Annotated in this window: 17 protein-coding genes; 7 read left to right on the top strand and 10 right to left on the bottom strand. The window is 71.1% G+C overall.

Annotation, left to right across the window (positions count from 1 at the left end; translation table 11 throughout):
* Window positions 1-30 precede the first annotated feature (30 nt).
* The gene (locus ACIQTP_RS08680) at window positions 31-879 is read left to right on the top strand and encodes a siderophore-interacting protein (RefSeq protein WP_403397665.1); all 849 of its coding nucleotides are present in this window, start codon (window positions 31-33) and stop codon (window positions 877-879) included.
* 48 nt (window positions 880-927) lie between these two features.
* Here the strand turns inward: ACIQTP_RS08680 and ACIQTP_RS08675 are convergent, their stop codons facing one another.
* The 3 genes from ACIQTP_RS08675 to ACIQTP_RS08665 form a co-directional block, all read right to left on the bottom strand.
* Window positions 928-1704 carry an ABC transporter permease gene (locus ACIQTP_RS08675; RefSeq protein WP_403397663.1) on the bottom strand — a complete coding sequence of 259 codons (777 nt, stop codon included), beginning with the start codon at window positions 1702-1704 and terminating at the stop codon, window positions 928-930.
* Window positions 1701-2717: an ATP-binding cassette domain-containing protein gene (locus tag ACIQTP_RS08670; RefSeq protein WP_402043705.1), complete on the bottom strand. Its 1017-nt coding sequence runs from the start codon at window positions 2715-2717 to the stop codon at window positions 1701-1703. The genes ACIQTP_RS08675 and ACIQTP_RS08670 overlap by 4 nt, the downstream gene beginning before the upstream one ends.
* A 189-nt stretch (window positions 2718-2906) precedes the next feature.
* Window positions 2907-3557 carry a PadR family transcriptional regulator gene (locus ACIQTP_RS08665; RefSeq protein ID WP_403397661.1) on the bottom strand — a complete coding sequence of 217 codons (651 nt, stop codon included), beginning with the start codon at window positions 3555-3557 and terminating at the stop codon, window positions 2907-2909.
* A gap of 251 nt (window positions 3558-3808) precedes the next feature.
* On the opposite strand from ACIQTP_RS08665, the gene ACIQTP_RS08660 reads away from it, so the two are divergent.
* Window positions 3809-5359, top strand: coding sequence for an amino acid permease (locus ACIQTP_RS08660; protein ID WP_403397659.1), 1551 nt, complete (start codon window positions 3809-3811; stop codon window positions 5357-5359).
* 36 nt (window positions 5360-5395) lie between these two features.
* On the top strand, window positions 5396-6343 hold the full coding sequence (locus ACIQTP_RS08655) for an RluA family pseudouridine synthase (RefSeq protein ID WP_403397656.1): 948 nt from the start codon (window positions 5396-5398) through the stop codon (window positions 6341-6343).
* Window positions 6344-6359: 16 nt separating this feature from the next.
* On the opposite strand, the gene ACIQTP_RS08650 is transcribed toward ACIQTP_RS08655, so the two are convergent.
* The 6 genes from ACIQTP_RS08650 to ACIQTP_RS08625 all read right to left on the bottom strand — a co-directional run bounded on the left by ACIQTP_RS08650 (window position 6360) and on the right by ACIQTP_RS08625 (window position 11903).
* Window positions 6360-7829 carry a cytochrome P450 gene (locus tag ACIQTP_RS08650; protein ID WP_403397654.1) on the bottom strand — a complete coding sequence of 490 codons (1470 nt, stop codon included), beginning with the start codon at window positions 7827-7829 and terminating at the stop codon, window positions 6360-6362.
* 115 nt (window positions 7830-7944) lie between these two features.
* A complete protein-coding gene (locus tag ACIQTP_RS08645; protein WP_402043720.1) occupies window positions 7945-8565 on the bottom strand; it encodes a GTP-binding protein in 621 nt (206 codons plus the stop codon).
* A complete protein-coding gene (locus tag ACIQTP_RS08640; protein WP_403397652.1) occupies window positions 8546-8983 on the bottom strand; it encodes a DUF742 domain-containing protein in 438 nt (145 codons plus the stop codon). The genes ACIQTP_RS08645 and ACIQTP_RS08640 overlap by 20 nt, the downstream gene beginning before the upstream one ends.
* Window positions 8980-9387: a roadblock/LC7 domain-containing protein gene (locus tag ACIQTP_RS08635; RefSeq protein WP_402043726.1), complete on the bottom strand. Its 408-nt coding sequence runs from the start codon at window positions 9385-9387 to the stop codon at window positions 8980-8982. Before ACIQTP_RS08635 ends, ACIQTP_RS08640 begins: the two co-directional genes overlap by 4 nt.
* Complete coding sequence (locus ACIQTP_RS08630) at window positions 9384-10985, bottom strand: ATP-binding protein (protein WP_403397650.1); 1602 nt, start codon at window positions 10983-10985, stop codon at window positions 9384-9386. Before ACIQTP_RS08630 ends, ACIQTP_RS08635 begins: the two co-directional genes overlap by 4 nt.
* A 291-nt stretch (window positions 10986-11276) precedes the next feature.
* Entirely contained in the window at window positions 11277-11903 is a 627-nt protein-coding gene (locus ACIQTP_RS08625; protein ID WP_403397648.1) for a TetR/AcrR family transcriptional regulator, read from the bottom strand.
* Between the two features lie 270 nt (window positions 11904-12173).
* On the opposite strand from ACIQTP_RS08625, the gene ACIQTP_RS08620 reads away from it, so the two are divergent.
* From ACIQTP_RS08620 to atzF, 4 genes are all read left to right on the top strand, one after another.
* Window positions 12174-12998: an urea amidolyase associated protein UAAP1 gene (locus ACIQTP_RS08620; RefSeq protein WP_403397646.1), complete on the top strand. Its 825-nt coding sequence runs from the start codon at window positions 12174-12176 to the stop codon at window positions 12996-12998.
* On the top strand, window positions 12995-13600 hold the full coding sequence (locus tag ACIQTP_RS08615) for an urea amidolyase associated protein UAAP2 (RefSeq protein ID WP_403397643.1): 606 nt from the start codon (window positions 12995-12997) through the stop codon (window positions 13598-13600). Before ACIQTP_RS08620 ends, ACIQTP_RS08615 begins: the two co-directional genes overlap by 4 nt.
* On the top strand, window positions 13597-17112 hold the full coding sequence (locus tag ACIQTP_RS08610) for a 5-oxoprolinase/urea amidolyase family protein (RefSeq protein ID WP_403397640.1): 3516 nt from the start codon (window positions 13597-13599) through the stop codon (window positions 17110-17112). The genes ACIQTP_RS08615 and ACIQTP_RS08610 overlap by 4 nt, the downstream gene beginning before the upstream one ends.
* Before the next feature lie 95 nt (window positions 17113-17207).
* A complete protein-coding gene (gene atzF, locus ACIQTP_RS08605; RefSeq protein ID WP_403397637.1) occupies window positions 17208-18869 on the top strand; it encodes an allophanate hydrolase in 1662 nt (553 codons plus the stop codon).
* A 146-nt stretch (window positions 18870-19015) separates the two neighbouring features.
* Here atzF and ACIQTP_RS08600 read toward each other — a convergent pair whose 3' ends face one another.
* Window positions 19016-19414 carry a hypothetical protein gene (locus ACIQTP_RS08600; RefSeq protein ID WP_403397635.1) on the bottom strand — a complete coding sequence of 133 codons (399 nt, stop codon included), beginning with the start codon at window positions 19412-19414 and terminating at the stop codon, window positions 19016-19018.
* Between the last annotated feature and the right edge of the window lie 90 nt (window positions 19415-19504).

Genomic DNA, 19504 nt, shown 5'->3' with positions numbered 1-19504 from the left:
AAGCCTAAGCGAGTGAACGAGGAGGCCGTCATGGCAGAGCGTCCGGCACGCAGGTCCAGGAAGCCCCACTCCGCGCATGTCGTGCGGACTGAGCGGTTGACCCCCCACATGCAGCGTGTCGTGCTGGGCGGCGAGGGCCTCGCCGAGTTCACCGCGGGCACCAGCACCGACCACTACGTGAAGTTGCTGTTCGCCCCGGAGGGTGTCACCTACCCCGAACCCTTCGACATGGAGCGGATCCGCGAGGAACTCCCGCGCGAGCAGTGGCCGGTGACCCGGACGTACACCGTGCGTGCCTGGGACCCCCAACTGCGCGAGCTGACGCTCGACTTCGTGGTGCACGGCGACGAGGGCCTGGCCGGGCCGTGGGCGGCGCACGTCCAGCCGGGCGAGGTCGTACGGTTCATGGGTCCGGGTGGCGCCTACGCGCCCGACGCGAGCGCCGACTGGCATCTGCTCGCCGGTGACGAGAGCGCGCTGCCCGCGATCAGCGCCGCCCTGGAGGCGCTGCCGGAAGGCTCCGTGGCCCGCGCCTTCGTGGAGATCTCCGGGCGCGAGGAGGAGCAGAAGATCGACTCCGACGTGGAGGTCGTCTGGCTGCACCGCGGTGACCGGCCGCTCGGCGAGGCCCTGGTGGAGGCCGTCCGCGCCCTCGACTTCCCGGCGGGCCGGGTGCACGCGTTCGTGCACGGCGAGGCGGGCTTCGTGAAGGAGCTGCGCCGGCTGCTGCGGGTCGAGCGCGAGATCCCGCGCGAGGACCTGTCGATCTCCGGCTACTGGCGCCTTGGGCACAACGAGGACGGCTGGCAGGCGTCCAAGCGGGACTGGAACGCGCAGGTGGAGGCGGAGCAGGAGGCGACCGCGTCGGCCGCCTCCTGACTCCCGCCCCCTCGCGTCACTCAGGACGCCGGCCCCGGCCCCTCGGGGTCACACGGAACGCTGGTACGACCTGAACGTACGGATCGACAGCCACACCGCCGCCACGGCCAGCACGAGCAGCGCGCCCGAGCGGCCGAGCACGACACCCCAGTCGGGATGCTCGGACATCGCCGAACGCCCCGCCACCATCGCCCAGTTGAGCGGATTGAAGTCGGCGATGTGCCGCATCCAGCCGGGCATCTGGGACGGGGCCATGAAGGCCGAGGAGAGGAAGGTCAGCGGCAGCAGCAGGAACGTGTTGATGCCGATGATCGACTCCCGCTCCTGGACCAGCATGCCCAGCGCGTTCGACAGCGCCCCGAAGACCGTGCCGAGCAGGACCGAGGCGACGATCAGGATCGCGATACCGCCGATGCCGCCCGGGTAGTCCGCGCCGCCCAGCAGGCCGAGCAGCACGATGATGACCGACTGCAGGGCGGTGATCAGGCCGTTGTTGACGACGTTTCCGTTCATCAAGGCGGCCCGGCTGACGGGCGTGGTCAGGAAGCGGTTGAGCGTGCCGCGCTGGATCTCGTCGAGCGTGCCCATGCCCGCCCACATGTTGGAGCTGAGCGCGCTCATCACGACCACGCCCGGGACGAGATAGTCCAGATACGAGGTGGTGCCGAAGCCGCCGAGTTCGACGACCTTCTTGAAGAGGTTGCCGAACAGGAACAGCCAGATCACCGGCTGGATCAGGGTGATGATCGCGTAGGCGGGCTGACGTGCGAACACCATCAGCTGACGCTGGGTCATGTACCAGGTCTGGGAGACGGCGGTACTCATCGGGCACCTCCGGCGAGGACGAGGTTCTCGGCGCCTTCCGCTTCCGCCTCCGCGTAACGGCGGCCCGCGTAGCGGAGGTAGACGTCGTCGAGCGAGGGGCGGGCGACGGTCGCGGCGGCGACCCCGACCCCGGCCCGCTCCAGCACCCCGAGCAGGGCGGGCATCGCGGCGGCCCCGTCATCGGCGCGGACACTGACACGGCGGCCGTCGAACAGCGCCTCGCGCACGCCCGGCAGCCCGGTCAGGGCGCCGTTCAGCAGCGTACGACCGGCGTCTCCCAGGTTCTCGCGCAGTTCCACGTGGACGGCGTCACCGCGGAGTTCACCCTTCAGGGCGTCCGGGGTGCCCTCGACCACGACACGCCCGCGGTCGACGATCGCGATGCGCTCGGCGAGCCGGTCGGCCTCCTCCAGGTAGTGCGTGGTGAGCAGGATGGTCAGCCCCTCGTCTCCCGCGAGGCGGGCGATCTCGTCCCACATCGCGGTGCGCGCCTCGGGGTCCAGTCCGGTGGTGGGCTCGTCGAGGAAGAGCACCTCGGGACGGTGGACGAGACCGAGCGCCACGTCGAGCCGGCGCCGCATACCGCCCGAGTAGCCCTTGACCGGGCGCCGCGCCGCGTCGGCGAGCTTGAAGCGGTCGAGCAGCTCGTCCACCCGGCGGTTCAGGCCCGCACCCTTCAAGCCGTAGAGCCTGCCCTGGAGTTGGAGGTTCTCCCGGCCGGTCGCCACCGGGTCGGCGCCGGAGTTCTGGGCGACCACGCCGATCGCGCGGCGCACCCGGTCCGGATGGCGCAGCACGTCGTGCCCGGCCACGGTGGCGGTGCCCGAGTCGGGGCGGGCCAGGGTGGTGAGGATCTTGACGGTGGTGGACTTGCCGGCGCCGTTCGGGCCGAGCAGGCCGAAGACGGTGCCGGTCTCGACGGTGACGTCCATGCCGCTGAGCGCGGTGACGTCACCCGTGTAGGTCTTGATCAGCTGACGCGCCTCGACCGCGGGCGCACGGGTACTACTCATGACGACTGCTCTCCTGTGTGAGCGGTGATCTCGGGCAGGGCCGAGCCGATCCGCGTGAAGAGCGCCGGGCTATCCTGGGTGTGCCGCACCTCGATCGCCCGGAACTGCCTCACGGCGGGTTCGGTTCGGGGTTCGAGACCCTGGCGGGGCCGCTGCAACAGCTCCGCCGGGGTCTTTTCTCTGTTTCGGCTACGGTCTTTCGACCTCACCGGCTTCCAGCTTCAGGTACTCCTCGGGGACCTCCCCCGTCTCGCTGAAGGACCGCCACTCCTTGACGCCCGGAAACGTGCCCGCCGTGACCTCGGCCAGGAAGCCGCGGACCCATTCCGCCTCCGCCTCGATCATGCGCAGCTTGAACTCGGACTCGATCAGGAAGAGCCGGGGCAGCGTCTCGTAGAGCTTCTCCAGGCCGCCGCGCAGACTCGCGGCCCGCACCTCCAGCGTGCTGAGCCGCTCCCCCAACAGACGTGCCACCTCGTCGGGATGGAGCACACCCATCAGGGAGAGCGCGGCCTCGAAGGTCGGATACTCCTGCGCCGGAACGGCGAGCAGGTCCGACAGCCACTCCGTGGCCTCCGCACGTCCGGCGTCCGTGATGCCGTACAGCGTGCGCTCGGGGCGGTTGCCCTGTCGCTGCACCTCCGCGACCTCGACGAAGCCATGCTTCTCCAGGTTCTGGACGACGGTGTAGAGCGAGCCGTAGTTGATCTTCAGGCTGGTGTCCTTGCCCCGTCGGCGCAGGGTCTGGGCGATCTCGTACGGATGCATCGGCTTCTCGGTGAGCAGCACCATGACCGCGAGCGCCAGCGGATTGTTCAGCTTCCGGCGTTTCGTCGCCATGATGACCTCACCTCGTCTCCGAATATCCGTAGCCGAACATATCGCGTGTGCGGGGCGGGCGTCAATACACACGATGTATCGCGATTCTCCACTGCCCGCAAGGACGTGAGGACTTAGGCCCGACCCCGACACGGCCGTGTCACGCGAGCGAAACAGGCACTCCCTAATTTCTGTCACCCGACAGGAATCCGGCTCACGCCGTCCAGCACACCCACCCCGCCCACCCTTCCGCGCCGAAGGCAGGTGCCGCCGTGACCACCACCGCCCCCTCCGACGTACGCCCCGACCCTCCGGAGTCCTCCGGCGACCGCTCCCTGGCCGAGTTCGGCTACCGCCAGGAGCTGCACCGCAGCCTCGGCCGGTACGCCTCGTTCGCCGCCGGCTTCTCCTTCATCTCCGTCCTGACGACCGTCTTCCAGTTCTTCGCCTTCGGGTACGCGTTCGGGGGCCCCGTCTTCTTCTGGACCTGGCCGGCCGTGCTGGTGGGCCAGTTGGCGGTCGCCGCCTGCTTCGCGGAACTGGCCGCGCGCTATCCGATCTCGGGCGCGATCTACCAGTGGTCCTCGCGCCTGTCGAACCTCTCCTTCGGCTGGTTCGCCGGCTGGATCATGGTGATCGGGCAGATCGTGGTGGTCGCGGCGGCGGCGCTCGCGCTACAGATGGTGCTGCCCGCGATCTGGTCCGGCTTCCAGCTGGTCGGCAGCGATCCGGCCCCCACCAGCCCCGACGGCGCGGCCAACGCGGCGGTCCTCGGCGTGCTCCTGCTCGTACTGACCACACTGGTGAACGTCATCGACAACCGTGTGATGTCGATGATCAACCGAATCGGTGTCACCGCCGAGATCATCGGCGCTGTCCTGATCATCGTGCTCCTGCTCACCCACTCCGAGCGCTCCCCCGGCATCACCTTCCACACCGGCCAGGGCAGCACCGGCCTGTTCGGGGCGCTGATGGTGGGTTCCTTCATGGCCGCGTACGTCATGATCGGCTTCGACAGCGCCGGTGAGATGAGCGAGGAGACCCACAACCCGCGCCGCACCGCGCCCCGCACGATCCTCACCGCGCTCGGCGCGGCGGGTCTGCTCGGCGGTCTCATCGTGCTCGGCGGACTGCTCGCCGCGCCCAGCCTCACCGACGGCCGTCTCGGCGTCGACGGTCTGAGCTACGTCCTGACCAGCAGCCTCGGCGACGGGGTCGGCCGCGCGCTGCTCGCCGACGTCGTGGTCGCCATCGCGGTGGCGACCCTGGCGATCCAGACCGCCGCCTGCCGCATGCTCTTCTCGATGGCCCGCGACCACCAGCTCCCCTTCTCCGGCCGCCTCTCCAAGGTCAACCCGCGCACCGGCATGCCGAGCGCCCCCGCCCTGGTCGTCGGCGTCCTCGCCGCCGCCCTGCTGCTGCTCAACTTCGCGTCCCCGGACGCCTTCCTGGCGATCGGCACCACCTGCATCGTGATGCTGTACCTGGCGTACGCGATGGTGACCGGTCCGCTGCTGGTCCGCCGGCTGCGCGGGGAGTTCACCGCCGACGGCACCGACGAGAGGGGCGCCCCGCTCTTCTCGCTGGGCCGCTGGGGCGTCCCCGTCAACGCGGTCGCCCTCGTCTACGGCCTCTTCATGACCGTCAACCTCGCCTGGCCGCGCGCGGCGGTGTACGACCCGGCCGGCGGGCACTGGTACTTCCAGTGGTTCACGGTGCTGTTCCTGGGCCTGACCCTGGTCGCGGGCGCCGGCTACCGGGCGTACCGCGCGCGGACACCGGTGGCCGAGGCTCCTGCGGCGGTCCCGGCCTCGTACGTCTGAACCCCTCCCCCGCCCGAGCCTCGTACGCTTGACCAGGTGAGACGCAGACCCCGGATCCCGCCCTCCCCCCTGCCGCAGCGCGACGGAGTCGACCCCGTGCGGGTCAGGCTGCCGCGGGACGGGGGCTGGGCCACCGTGCGGGAGCATCTGGTGGAGCGGCTCGCGGCGGGGGCCGGGGTGATCGACGGGATGTTCGGGGACGGGCTGATCGTCGGCGCCGACGGGCGTCCGGTGGCGCCCGACGCGGCGTACGAGCCGGGGATGTTCGTGTGGTTCCACCGGGAGCTGCCCGACGAGGAACCGGTGCCGTTCGCCCTCGACGTGGTGTACCGCGACGAGCACATCGTCGTCGCCGACAAGCCACACTTCCTCGCCACCACCCCGCGCGGCGGCCATGTCGCCGAGACCGCGCTGGCCCGGCTGCGGCGGGAGCTCGGCCTGCCGGCGATCGGCGCCGCGCACCGGCTGGACCGCCTCACCGCCGGGCTCGTGCTGTTCACCGTGCGGCCCGAGGAGCGCGGCGCCTACCAGACGCTGTTCCGCGACAGACTGGTCCGCAAGGAGTACGAGGCGGTGGCCCCGTACGACGCGGGGCTCGCGCTGCCGCGGACGGTCACCAGCCGGATCGTGAAGGAGCGCGGGGTGCTGGCCGCGCGCGAGGTGGCGGGCGAGCCGAACGCCCTCACAGAGGTCGAACTCACCGACCACCGCGACGGACTCGGGCGCTACCGCCTGCTGCCGCACACCGGGCAGACCCATCAACTGCGCGTGCACATGAACGCGTTGGGCGTGCCGATCCTCGGCGATCCGCTCTACCCGGTGGTGACCGACCCCGTGCCGGCCGGTGACTTCCGGCGTCCGCTCCAACTGCTCGCGCGGGTGCTGGAGTTCACCGATCCGGTCACGGGACGCGCGCACCGGCTCGTCAGTGGGCGGGTGCTGCGGGCCTGGTCCTCGTACGACGGCTGGACCCAGCAGGCGTGATCGTCGACGGCCCGGCTCAGTACCCCCGCCACCAGCGCAGGAAGCGCTGCCAGGCGCCGAGACCGCGTACTGGTTCCGGTGTCGTCGGCATGACGGGAGGTGCCACGGGCCCCGGGGCGGGCGCCGCCGTCGGCTCGTCCGTCGTGACCTCCAGGCTCGGCCGCTGCCGTGGGACGGGGTTGATGGAGGGCACTTCCTCGACGTCCTGGGGCGTCTGCGGCGCGAAGTACACCGGAAGCTCCACCAGGTGGCGCGAGGACATCGACGAGCGCCAGCGCAACTCGTCCTCGTCGCCGTCGAGTTCGACGTCGGGCAGCCGGATCAGCAGTGCCTCGACGCCGACGTCCGCGATGGCACGGCCGATGTCCTGGCCCGGACACTCGTGGGGTCCGCCGCCGAAGGCGAGGTGGGCCCGGTTGCCCATCATGTTGGCCTTGAGGTCGGGACGCACCTTGGGGTCGATGTTGCCCGGCGCGATCCCCAGGATCAGGCCGTCGCCCCGGCGGATCTGCCGGCCGCCCAACTCCGTGTCCTGCTTGGCGAAGTAGCCGAGCACCGCACTGAACGGCGGCTCGTCCCACAGGGACTGCTCGACCGCCTGGGGCACCGTCATCTGCCCGCCGTTCAGCTGGGCACGGAAGCGTGGGTCGGTGAGCACCACGCGCAGCACGTTGGCGAGGAGGTTGGCCGTGGCCTCGTACGCGGCGAGCAGCACCAGGCGCAGGTGCTGGGAGACCTCGTCGTCGGTGAGCCGGGCCGGGTGGTTGATCAGGACGCTGGTGAAGTCCCCGGTGGTCTCGGACCGGCGCCGGGCGGTGTGCCGGATCAGGACGTTCATCACGTACTCGTTGCTGGCGATCGCGGTCTCCGTGCCTCTGAGCAGGTCGCGGGTGGCCTGCACCAGCCGGTCGTCGTACTCGTCGGGCATGCCGAGGATCTCGCACAGCACGGCCATCGGCAGGTGCTCGGCGAACTGGCTGACCAGGTCGGCCCGGCCCTTCTCACAGAACCGGTTGACGAGCAGCTGGGTCGCGCGGTTGATGTGCCGCCGGATGGTGCGGTGGTTGATGGTCGACATGGCGCCCATGACCGCGCCGCGCAGCCGCAGGTGTTCGTCGCCCTCGGCGTGGGAACAGATGGGCTGCCAGGCGATGTGCGGCGCGAGGGGGTGGTCGGCGCCGGCCGTGCCGTCCTGGACGGCCTTCCACAGCCGGCTGTCCCGGGAGAAGTGCGTGGGGGAGCTCACCAGGTGCAGGTTCTCGGCGTGGCCGAGCACCATCCAGATCGGCACGTCGTTGTGGAGCAGGACGGGGGCGACCGCACCGTGCTCCTGACGGAGTTTCTCGTACAGGTCTCCCAGGTCGTCCGCCTCGGGGCCGTACAGCCGGTGCAGTCCGCCGGGACCGAGGCCGTGGGCGGGGCAGCCGGGCGGCGGGTCGAGCGTACGGTCGTCCGTACCGGCCGGGAAGTGGGATTCAGACGTCACGGTGATCGCTCCGAAACTGAAGTGGATCCGGTGTCTTGGGGGTGTCCGGTGTCTTGGGGGCGTCCGGGCTCTTGGGGGTGGCCCGGTGTCCTGGGACGGGAGGCCGCCGCGGGCATCAGGCGCGTGCCTGGTTCATCGTGAGCGAGTACAGGAAGTGCATCAGCGTCATCAGGACGTCCCGGCTGGAGGCCCGGCGGCGCGCGTCGCACTGCACGATCGGGATGTCCTCGGACAGGTCGAGCGCGGTGCGCAGGTCCTCGATCGGATAACTGGGCGCGTCCGGGAAGGTGTTTATGGCGACGACGAACGGCACACCACGCTCCTCCAGGCGGCCGATCACGTCGAAGCTGACTTCCAGCCGGCGGGTGTCGATCAGTACGACCGCGCCGAGCGCGCCCTCGAAGAGGCCGTTCCACAGGAACCAGAAGCGCTCCTGGCCGGGGGTGCCGAAGAGGTAGAGCACCAGCTGTTCCGTGATGCTGATGCGGCCGAAGTCCATGGCGACGGTGGTCGCGGTCTTGGTCTCCGAGCCGTAGTTGTCGTCGATGCCGATGCCGGCCTGCGTCATGGTCTCCTCGGTGGTCAGCGGTTTGATCTCGCTGACGGCACCCACCATGGTCGTCTTGCCGACTCCGAACCCGCCCACGATCACGATCTTCACGGCGGCTTGCGCCGAGTGCGGCAGATGGTCCTCGGCGCGCGGGCCGGCGATCGTCTCAGAGCTTTTGAAGTCCATGCATCACCGCTTCGAGGAGGGAACGGTCGGGGAGCGCCGAGCGGACGATCGGGGCGCGTGCCTGTACCAGTTCGGCCGCCAGCAGCTCGGTGAGCAGGACGGTCACCACGCTGAACGGCAGATTGAGATAGGCCGAGAGCTCGGCCACGGACAGAGGGGCCTGGCAGAGCCGGAGCAGCGCCGACTGCTCCGGCTGGGTGGTGGGCGACGGCGCGTCGGCGCGCGCCACGATTAAGGTGACCAGGTCCAGGTCGGCCCGTTCGCCCGCCTCACCCCCACCGGTGAGCAGATACAGGCGCACCGGGTTCTTGGGGTCCTCTTCCTCACCCTCTTCGTCACCGTCTTGGGGAGGCCGCTCCTGGGGAGGCTCGGTGAACTCTTCCTTGGGGTATCGCCGTCGGCGTTGCGGAGGAGTCATACGGTCTGCCCGTTGCGCCTTGGCGGACTGGTCAGATGGGCGCCGATCCGGGCGACGAGGTCGCTCATGCGGTTGCTCATCAGGCCGGGCTCCGCGATCTGGTTGGCGAGGACCGCGAGATAGGCGTTGGCCCCGGCGGACATCAGATAGAAGTAGCCTCCGTCGACCTCGATGAGGACCATCTTCATCGTGCCGTCGCTGCTGGGAACCTCACTCGCGACCGCCGCGGCCAGGCTCTGCAGGCCCGCGCAGGCCGCGGCGACGCGGTCGGCGGCGTCCGGGTTGCCGCCGTAGCGTGCGATGCGCAGTCCGTCGGCGGAGAGCACCACGATCTGCTGGATACCCGGTACGCCGTCAGCGAGATCCCTGAGCATCCAGTCGAAGTTGTCCCGCTGATGGATCACTTGAGGTCCCCCTCGTCGTCGGCCTCCGAGGCCGCCTGGTTCTTCCTGGTGACCGTGTTGGGGTCCGGGTCGCGCTTGAGGCCCTCCCAGAACGCCTCGACCCAGTGTCCTGGTGGCTTCTCCTTCTCCTTCTCCTGCTTCGGGGCGGCGGGCACGGTGCCCCAGGTGGGCGCCGCGGCGGCGGCCGCCGCCTCTTCCTCGGCGGCGAGCCGGGCGGCCTCGGCGTAGCGCTCCCTGAGCGGGATCTTGACCCGGCTGCGGCGCTGCGGCAGGCCGTTGGGCGTCCACTCGGTGACCAGGGGGGCGTCGTCCTCCCTTGACCCGTCGCCCTGCTCGGGGAGGCGGGGTCCGGTGGTCGGGCGGCGCTTCTTCGGCTTGCGGTTGGGCCCCTCGACCCCGTCGGTGTCCATGGTCGCGGAGGCGTTCGCGCCGACGCCGTGGGCGAGGGAGGCCGCGGGGTCCTTGGTGAGCATGTTGCTCGGCACCACGACGACCGCGCGGACACCGCCGTACGCGGACTGCCGGAGCGCGATCGCCATGTCGTACATCTTCGAGAGCCGGCCGACGACGGAGATGCCGAGCCGGGGGGCCTCGCCGAGGGCCTGGAGGTCGGTGCCGGCCGCGGCCTGCCGGAGCAGTTCCTCCATCTTGCCGCGGGCCTCGTCGCTGAAGCTGACGCCGGAGTCCTCGATCTCGATGGCGACACCGGTCTGCACCTTGAGGGCGGTCAGGTGCACCTTGCTGTTCGGTGGCGAATAGCGGGTCGCGTTGTCGAGGAGTTCGGCGACCGCGTGGATGACCGGTTCGACGTGGATGCCGTTGACGTTGACGTCGGCGATCGAGTGCAGCTCGATGCGGCGGTACTCGAGGATCCGGGACATCGCGCCGCGCATCACGCTGAACAACGGCACGGGCTTGGGCCAGTTGCGGCCCGGGCGGCCGCCGCCGAGCACCGCGATGGAGTCGGCGAGGCGGCCGATCAGCGCGGTGCCGTGGTCGATGCGCAGCAGGTCGTCGAAGACCTCGGGGTTACGCCCGTGGTCCTCCTCCATCTCGCGGAGTTCCTTGTTCTGCTGGTGGACGATCGCCTGCACACGGCGGGCGATGTTGACGAAGGAGCGGTGCGAGGAGTCGAGCAGCAGCTTCTCGGTGTCCAGCAACTGCAGGAAGGTGCTCAGCAGGTCCCGTTCCACCTCGGAGATCTGGGGCAGGCTGGGGTCGTCGACACCGAAGCGGAGCGCCACCGTGTCGGGGTTCATGCCGCGGTTCATGCGCCGGATCGCGGCGGGCAGGACTTCGTGGTGGAAGCGCACGATGTCCTGGTCGTGGGCGGCGATGCGCTGTTCCAGGTACGCGGTACGGCGGGCCAGTTCGGCGCGCACATCACGGATGACGCGGCCACGGCGTACGGCTTCGGCGGCGACCGCGATCACGAGCAGCGTCGCGATGCCGCCGCACCAGCCCACGGCGGCCCGGGCCGGGCCCGTCACCAGGGCGACGGCGGCCCCGGTCACCGCGGCCATCAGTATGGCCGGCAGCAACAGCACGCGCGCGTAGGGAAGTTCACGGCCACCGGGAGGCGATTGAACACTCACCATGTATGCCCTCTGAGACAAATCGGCTGGAGTAGGGGGAGTTCGTGGGGGGAAACTGCGTGGTCAAACCGAATCTTCGGAACTTTTGGGAACAAGCGCACGAATACATCTCAACTCGGTGCGCTGCGGGCGAGCTTAGTCCGACCGGATCATCGCCGTGTCATATTCAGCAACCGCCTGAAATCGCCCGCACCACAGGAGTACTCTCGGCCGTTTACACGCTCAGGCTTCGTTCGCACACGTTGAGTAACGACGTACGGGCATGCGAAAACCGCACCTCCGCAGGGCGGTACGTCAGATTCCGGCGATCCGCAGCGCCGCGTCGGCGGTTGCTTCGGCGAAGGCGGACACGGGCCGCTCGGGGTCGGACCGGTGCACGAGGATCACCCCTTCGATGAGGCCGAACAGCAGATCCGTCCGCAGATCGAGTTCACTCTTGACGAGCGCGCCACCTGCCGCGGTCGCGGCCAGCAACTGCCGGTAGGTGTCCTTCAACTCGGCCCGTACGGCATGGAAGCCGGCGAAGCGCTCGGCGCGCACCTCGGGCAGCAGATACAGCCCGCCCAGGTTGTGCGGGCCCCCGCAGAGCAGCTCAACGTCGGTGCGGCACAGCTCCCACAGCCGGCTCTCGGGCGGGGTCGCATCGTCGGCGAGGAGCTCCCGGGCGAAGGCGAGCGAGGGTGTGACGGTCGACTCCAGGAGCTCGGCGAGCAACTCCTCCTTGCCGGAGACGTAGTGATACATCGACGCCTGGCGCATACCGGCCCGCTCGGCGACGGCACGGGTGGTCGTCGCGGCGTACCCGCGCGTCGTGAACAACTCGGCCGCGGCGTCGAGCAGTTCGTCCCGCGACGAAAGCCCACTGTCCGGCCGCTGCGCGGCCCGAGGCCGCCCGACCCGTCGCCCGCCACCACTTCCCATGCGTTCGATCCTCGCACACGACACCGATCTTCCGAGCGGGACAAGGAACGGCGCGCCCACCCACCAGGGGCGCGAGGAACCGCGCGCCCAGCCACACACGACCCGCACCTTCATGCCAGCGGCACGCCCCCGCACCCCGAACCCGCGGAGCGCTCGGCGGCCCGTGAGGGGTCAGTAACCGTCCGGCAACACTCGGGACACGGCCCCGACCCTCCCCGCCCCTAATTTCTGTCGAGCGACAGAAACCACCCAGGAGCCGGAGGACTCGCGATGGCGACAGCGACCACTTACGGAGCCCGTGCCCACGCCCGGGCGCAAGACGGCTCCCGCACGGAGGCCATGCCCGTCGTCCCGGCGAGCGCCTGGCCCACGCCCCCCTGCGAGGCGGGCCACCTGGTGTGGGCGGAGACGGTGGCGGCCGGCAACTACACGCACAAGGTGCTGGCCCGCGGCACGGAACTCAGGCTCACCGACCTCAGGGGCGACGCCTGCGCGCACCTGCTCCTGTACGCCGCCGACCGCCCCTGGGAACGCCTGAACGTGGCGGACACGGTCAAGGTCCAGTGGAACGCCTACCTCGGCGAGGGGCAGCTGCTCCTCTCCGACCAGGGCCGCGTCCTCGCCTCCCTGGTCGCCGACACCTCCGGCCGCCACGACACGCTCTGCGGCACCTCCACCCTCGTACGCAACACCCAGCGCTACGGCGACGGAACCCCGCAGTCCGCCTCCCCCGCCGGCCGCGAACTCTTCAAGCTCGCCGCCGCCAAGAACGGCCTCGAACCCCGCGACCTGCCGCCCTCGCTCTCCTTCTTCCAGGGCGTGGAGGTCCGCGACGACGGCTCGCTGGACTTCACCGGTTCGGCGGGCCCCGGCGGCAGCGTGACGCTCCGCGCCGAGCAGGACGTCACCGTGCTGATCGCGAACGTGCCGCACCCCGCCGACCCCCGTACGGAGTACGTCAGCACTCCCCTGGAGGTCCTCGCCTGGCGCGCGGCCGCGACCGCGCCGGGCGACCCGCTGTGGGAGGCCACGCCCGAGGGCCGCCGCGCCTTCCTGAACACCGCCGAGTTCGTTGCCGCGAGAGGGATCGCATGAAGACCGTGGTCCTGGCCCGGGCCGCCTGGTCCGCCGTCGTCCGCACCGGAGAGACGCTCACCGTCACCGACCTGCACGGCAACCAGGCCGTCGACTTCCTGGTGTACGACGCCCACGACACGACCGTCCGCTACAGCGCGCCCGACACGATCCACGCGCAGGGCAACCTCTTCCTCACCACCGGCAGCGTGCTGATGTCCAACGAGCACACCCCGCTGATGACCGTGGTCGCGGACGAGGTCGGCCGGCACGACACGGTCGGCGGCGCCTGCTCCAAGGAGTCGAACACCCTGCGGTACGGCCACCACACCTGGTCCCAGCACGCCTGCGTGGACAACTTCCTCGCGGAGGGCGCCAAGTACGGCCTCGGCAAGCGCGATCTCGTCTCGAACATCAACTGGTACATGAACGTGCCGGTCGAGAAGGACGGCACCCTCGGCATCGTCGACGGCATCTCGGCCCCGGGGCTCACACTGACCTTGCGCGCCGAGTGCGACGTCCTCGTGCTGGTCTCCAACTGCCCGCAGATCAACAACCCCTGCAACGGCTTCGAGCCGACCGCGGTGGAAATGACCATCGAGGCGAGCGGGGCGACGGAATGACCTTCGACACCCTGCTGGTCGCCAACCGCGGCGAGATCGCGGTACGGATCATCCGCACGGCCCGCGAACTCGGCCTGCGCACGGTCGCCGTGTACTCCGACGCCGACCGCTGCGCACCCCATGTCCGGCTCGCCGACGAGGCGGTGCGGCTGGGACCCGCGCCCGCGAAGGAGTCCTACCTCGACGCCGACCTCGTCCTGAAGGCGGCCAAGGACACCGGGGCCGGGGCGATCCACCCCGGGTACGGCTTCCTGTCCGAGGACGCGGCCTTCGCGCGGCGCTGCGAGGACGCCGGGATCGTGTTCGTGGGCCCGACGCCCGAGCAGCTGGAGCTGTTCGGGGCGAAGCACACGGCGCGGGCGGCGGCTGAGGCGGCCGGGGTGCCGTTGGCGCCGGGCACGGGACTCCTTCCCGGTCTCACCGAGGCCTTGGAGGCGGCCGCCCGCATCGGCTATCCCGTCATGCTGAAGGCCACCGGCGGTGGCGGCGGCATCGGTATGTCGGCATGTCGCTCCGCCGATGAACTGACCGAGGCGTGGGAGCGGGTACAGCGCGTCGCCGCGGCCTCCTTCTCCTCCGCCGGGGTCTTCCTGGAGCGGCTGGTGGAGCGCGCCCGCCATGTCGAGGTGCAGGTCTTCGGCGACGGCCGGGGCCGGGTCGTCACCTTCGGCGACCGGGACTGCTCGCTCCAGCGCCGCAACCAGAAGGTGCTGGAGGAGGCCCCGGCACCGGGCCTGCCGTCCACCGTGCGCGCCCAACTGGCCTCCTCAGCACGCGACTTGTGTGCCGCTGTCGGATACCGCTCGGCCGGAACCGTCGAGTTCGTCTACGACGCCGTCCGCGAGGAGGCGTACTTCCTCGAGGTCAACACCCGCCTCCAGGTGGAACATCCGGTCACCGAGGAGATCTACGGCGTCGACCTCGTCGCCTGGATGCTGCGGCTCGCGCGCGGGGAGTCGGAGGTCGTACGCGATCCGGGGACGCCGCGCGGTCACGCCGTCGAGGCCCGGGTGTACGCCGAGGACCCCTCGCGCGACCACCGGCCGAGCGCGGGCCTGCTCACGCGGGTCGAGTTCCCCGGCGGTGTCCGCGTGGACGGCTGGGTGGAGACGGGCACCGAGGTGACCACGTCGTACGATCCGATGCTCGCGAAGGTCATCGCGTACGGCCAGGACCGGGCGCACGCGCTGGAACGCCTCGACGAGGCGCTGGCCAGGACCCGGGTGGACGGCATCGAGACGAACCTGGGGCTGGTGCGGGCCGCGCTCGCCGACCCGTCCTTCCGGCGGGCGACACACTCGACGGCGACGCTGGCCCAAGTCACCGATCCCACTCGGCGCATCGAGGTCGTCTCCGGCGGGACCCTCACCACGGTCCAGGACTGGCCGGGCCGCACCGGCTACTGGCAGGTGGGCGTGCCACCGTGCGGCCCGATGGACGACCTCTCCTTCCGGCTCGGCAACCGCGCCCTCGGCAACCACGAGGGGGCACCAGGGCTGGAGTGCACCCTCCAGGGGCCGACCCTGCGCTTCACCCACGCCACGACGGTCTGCGTCACGGGCGCACCGGCCCGGGTCACCGTGGACGGCTCGGCGGTCGCGCAGTGGGACCCGGTGACGGTACCGGCGGGCGCCCTGCTGGAGGTCGGCTCCCCCACCGAACACGGCCTGCGCACCTACGTGCTCTTCGCGGGCGGGGGCCTGGACGTACCGGCGTTCCTCGGCAGCGCGTCCACGTTCACGCTGGGCCGGTTCGGCGGGCACGGGGGCCGCGCCCTGAGGACGGGCGACGTACTGCACGGCGGCTCGGCGACGGATCACGGGGCGCCGGTACCGGTCGGCGACCGCCCCGGGTTCTCCCCCACCTGGCGGGTCGGCGCGCTCGAAGGCCCGCACGCCGCACCGGAGTTCTTCACCGAGGACGACATCCACGACTTCTACGCCGCCGACTGGAAGGTCCACTTCAACTCGGCGCGCACGGGCGTGCGGCTGGTCGGCCCGAAGCCCCGCTGGGCACGCACGGACGGCGGCGAGGCGGGCCTGCACCCCTCCAACATCCACGACACGCCGTACTCGGTCGGCGCCGTCGACTACACCGGCGACATGCCGGTGCTGCTCGGACCGGACGGCCCCTCGCTCGGCGGCTTCGTCTGCCCGGCGACGGTCGTCAGCACGGAACGCTGGAAGCTCGGCCAGTTCCGCCCCGGTGACACCGTGCGCTTCGCACCGCTGGCCGACGACGGCTCCCAGCGGCCCGCGATCGTCGACGGCGGGGTGCTCGCGCGGGACGGCGACGTGACGTACCGGCGCAGCGGCGACGACAACCTGCTGGTCGAATTCGGGCCCATGCAACTGGACCTGGCGCTGCGCATGCGGGTCCACGCGCTGATGGAAGCCGTGGCCGAGGCCGCGCTCGACGGCGTCACGGACCTGACCCCCGGCATCCGCTCCCTCCAGATCCAGACGGACCCCGGCAGGCTTCCGCAACGCGAACTCCTCGCCACGGTGCGGGAGACCGTCCGAGCACTCCCGTCGAGCGACCAACTGGTGGTGCCCTCCCGCACGGTGCACCTCCCCCTGTCCTGGGACGACCCGGCGACCCGCGAGGCGATCGCCCGCTACATGGCGGGCGTCCGCGACGACGCGCCCTGGTGCCCGTGGAACATCGAGTTCATCCGCCGCGTGAACGGCCTGGACTCGGTGGACGACGTGTACCGCACGGTGTTCGACGCGGAGTACCTCGTCCTGGGCCTGGGTGACGTCTACCTCGGCGCACCGGTGGCCACCCCGCTGGACCCGCGCCACCGCCTGGTGACCACCAAGTACAACCCGGCACGCACCTGGACCGCCGAGAACTCGGTCGGCATCGGCGGCGCCTACCTGTGCGTCTACGGCATGGAGGGCCCCGGCGGCTACCAGTTCGTCGGCCGTACGACCCAGGTGTGGTCGGGGTGGCAGCAGCGCGGCGCGTTCGAACCGGGCTCCCCCTGGCTGCTGCGTTTCTTCGACCGCATCAAGTGGTACGCCGTCGAGCCCGACGAACTCCTCGACCTGCGCGCCGACATCATCTCGGGCCGCTTCGTGCCGCGGATCGAGGAGGGCGTCTTCTCGCTGGCCGAGTACGAGGCCTTCCTCGCCACCCACTCCGCGTCCATCGCGGAGTTCCGGGCCAGGCAGGGCACCGCGTTCTCCGCCGAGCGGGACGCCTGGGAGGCGGCGGGCGAGTTCGACCGCGCGGACGCCGCGTCCACGCCCGCGGCGGCCGCCGCCGAGGTGACCGTCCCCGCGGGTGGCCGTCTGATCGAGGCCGAGTTCGCGGCCTCCGTGTGGCAGCTGAACGTCAAGCCGGGCGACCGGGTGACGGCCGGCCAGCCCCTGCTGGCGTTGGAGGCGATGAAGATGGAGTCCAGAGTGCCCGCACCGATGGACGCGGTGGTCCAACAAGTCCTCACCAAGCCCGGCGCACAGGTGGAAGCGGGCACAGCACTGGTGGTCCTGACACCCGCCACCTGAAAGCCGCGCGTCGTCCGTGGGCAGGCGTTCCGCAGGGCGGAACGGGTGGGCACACACCACCCGCCGGCCCGCGCCCGAAGAACCAGGAGCAACCCATGTCCGTCCTGACCCGAGTCCAGTCGGCCTACGCCCGCATCGAAACCGTCGACCGCCCCGAGATCTGGATCGACCTCCGCCCCCAGCCGGAGGTCGAGAAAGAGGCCCAGGCCATCGACGCCCGCCTCGCCGCAGGCGAACACCTCCCCCTCGCCGGCAGGCTCCTCGCCGCGAAGGGCAACATCGACGTGGCGGGCCTGAAGACCACCGCAGGCTGCCCGGCCTACGCGTACACCCCGGAGGGCGACGCCCCCGCGGTCGCCCGCCTCCGCGCAGCCGGCGCACTCGTCCTCGGCACCACGAACCTCGACCAGTTCGCCACCGGCCTCGTCGGCACCCGCTCCCCGCACGGCGCCGTGCGCAACGCCCTGGACCCGGCCAGAATCAGCGGCGGCTCCAGCTCGGGATCGGCCGTGGCCGTGGCCCTCGGCATCGTCGACCTCGCCCTCGGCACCGACACGGCCGGCTCCGGACGCGTCCCCGCCGCCTTCAACGGCATCGTCGGCCTCAAGCCCACCCGCGGTCTGGTCCCGGCCACCGGTGTCGTCCCGGCCTGCGCCTCGCTCGACTGCGTGACCGTCTTCGCCCGTACGCTCCAGGAGGCAGAGCAGGCCCTCGCGTACCTGGCGTCGCCCTCCGGACGCGAACTCCCCGCACTCCCCCAGCGCGCCCCGGGCCCCTGGCGCGTCGCCGTCCCCCCGACGGCACAGCTCGGCGAACTCGACGAAGGCTGGGCGGGGGCGTACGAGGCCGCCGTGGACCAGCTCGTCGCGGCCGGGGCCGAGGTGCGCACGCTCGACCTCACCCCGTTCACCGAGGCGGCGGCGATGCTCTACGAGGGCGCGTTCGTCGCCGAGCGCTACACGGCGGTGGGGAGCTTTGTCGACAAGTTGATCAGCGAGGGGGGCGAGGGTCTCGACCCGACCGTCGCCGGGATCATCACCCGCGCCCGGGACATCCCGGCCCACCGGCTCTTCGCCGACCAGGACCGGCTGGCCGCCCTGCGTACCCGGGCCCTCGCCGAACTCGGCGACGCGGACGCCCTGTTGCTGCCGACCGCACCCGGCCACCCCACGCTCGCGGAGGTCGCCGCCGACCCGCTGGGCGCCAACGCCCGGCTGGGCCGCTTCACCAACTCCACGAACCTCTTCGACCTGGCGGCGGTCGCCGTCCCGGCCGGTCTCACGCCCGCCGCTCTGCCCTTCGGCGTGATGCTGATCGGCCCGGCGTTCACCGACGAACGCCTCGCCCGGATCGCCGCGCTGCTCCAGCCGGACCTGCGGATCGCGGTGGTCGGCGCCCACCTGTCCGGCCAGCCGCTGAACCCCCAGCTCCTCTCCCTGGGCGCGCAGTGGGAGCGCACGACCACGACGGCACCCGCCTACCGTCTGCACGCACTGTCCACCACCCCGCCCAAGCCGGGCCTGGTCCATGTCGGCGAGAGCGCCGGGGCCGGCATCGAGGCCGAGGTGTGGCGACTGCCCGCGGCGAGCCTCGGCCGGCTGCTCGCCGACCTGCCCCGTCCGATGGCACTGGGCCGGATCGAACTGGCCGACGGCACCCACGTGCCCGGCTTCCTGTGCGAGCCCGCGGCGCTCGAAGGCGCCGAGGACATCACGGAATACGGCGGCTGGCGCGGCTACCTCCAATCACGCGCCTGACCTCACGGCCGAGGTCGGGCCGGAAAGCCGACGATCACGATGCGGCAACAAGCATCGCGGAAACGGACGCGGGCCGAACGAGCCCGGGGGCCGGAGCGTCACAGGCGTGGCACGAGCTTCGCCCCGCGCCACGCACGTTCCGTTCGTCAGCGCCGGCCCCCGGGGGACCCATGCAGTCCAGGAGCACACGCATCGCCCATCTGCTCGTCACCCTCACCCTCCTGACCGCCGGAGCCGGTGCCGTCACCGCCCGCGGTCCAGCTGCCCGAGGGCGGCCTGCGCGGCGAAGCCGACAAGCGGGCCTTCACCGCCCAGAACTTCGTGCTGCGCGGCGCATTTGCGGCACTCCCGCGCAAGGACGGGGAGGTGAGGTGGAAGAGCGGAGCCTCCCTCACCCTGCCGCTGATGGAGGCGGGCAAGGCGTACGAGAGGGTGGCACGCGGCGGGAACGACGATCCGCACCTGACCGTGACCGGGGCGAAGCCGGGCGAGATGACGCTGGTCATCAGCCGGGGCCCGGCGACCGTGCCGGCCTGGCTGTTCACTCTGGAGGGCTACGACACTCCGCTCAAGCGCGCTGCCGTCGGCCCCTCGAAGCTCCCCGAGTCACCGATCGAGCCGAACCGGGATGTCCC

Origin of the sequence: Streptomyces sp. NPDC090798 (assembly GCF_044768965.1) — a bacterium.
GTDB lineage: Bacteria > Actinomycetota > Actinomycetes > Streptomycetales > Streptomycetaceae > Streptomyces.
Note: the sequence above shows the minus strand (reverse complement) of the source record. Positions and strands in the feature narration are given on the sequence as shown.

Bases quoted from the DNA above. Each gene is read 5' to 3' on its own strand.
- ACIQTP_RS08680 (WP_403397665.1), top strand. From the start codon at position 31: ATGGCAGAGCGTCCGGCACGCAGGTCCAGGAAGCCCCACTCCGCGCAT.
- ACIQTP_RS08675 (WP_403397663.1), bottom strand. From the start codon at position 1,704: ATGAGTACCGCCGTCTCCCAGACCTGGTACATGACCCAGCGTCAGCTG.
- ACIQTP_RS08670 (WP_402043705.1), bottom strand. From the start codon at position 2,717: ATGAGTAGTACCCGTGCGCCCGCGGTCGAGGCGCGTCAGCTGATCAAG.
- ACIQTP_RS08665 (WP_403397661.1), bottom strand. From the start codon at position 3,557: ATGGCGACGAAACGCCGGAAGCTGAACAATCCGCTGGCGCTCGCGGTC.
- ACIQTP_RS08645 (WP_402043720.1), bottom strand. From the start codon at position 8,565: ATGGACTTCAAAAGCTCTGAGACGATCGCCGGCCCGCGCGCCGAGGAC.
- ACIQTP_RS08640 (WP_403397652.1), bottom strand. From the start codon at position 8,983: ATGACTCCTCCGCAACGCCGACGGCGATACCCCAAGGAAGAGTTCACC.
- ACIQTP_RS08630 (WP_403397650.1), bottom strand. From the start codon at position 10,985: ATGGTGAGTGTTCAATCGCCTCCCGGTGGCCGTGAACTTCCCTACGCG.
- ACIQTP_RS08625 (WP_403397648.1), bottom strand. From the start codon at position 11,903: ATGGGAAGTGGTGGCGGGCGACGGGTCGGGCGGCCTCGGGCCGCGCAG.
- ACIQTP_RS08620 (WP_403397646.1), top strand. From the start codon at position 12,174: ATGGCGACAGCGACCACTTACGGAGCCCGTGCCCACGCCCGGGCGCAA.
- ACIQTP_RS08615 (WP_403397643.1), top strand. From the start codon at position 12,995: ATGAAGACCGTGGTCCTGGCCCGGGCCGCCTGGTCCGCCGTCGTCCGC.
- ACIQTP_RS08610 (WP_403397640.1), top strand. From the start codon at position 13,597: ATGACCTTCGACACCCTGCTGGTCGCCAACCGCGGCGAGATCGCGGTA.
- atzF (WP_403397637.1), top strand. From the start codon at position 17,208: ATGTCCGTCCTGACCCGAGTCCAGTCGGCCTACGCCCGCATCGAAACC.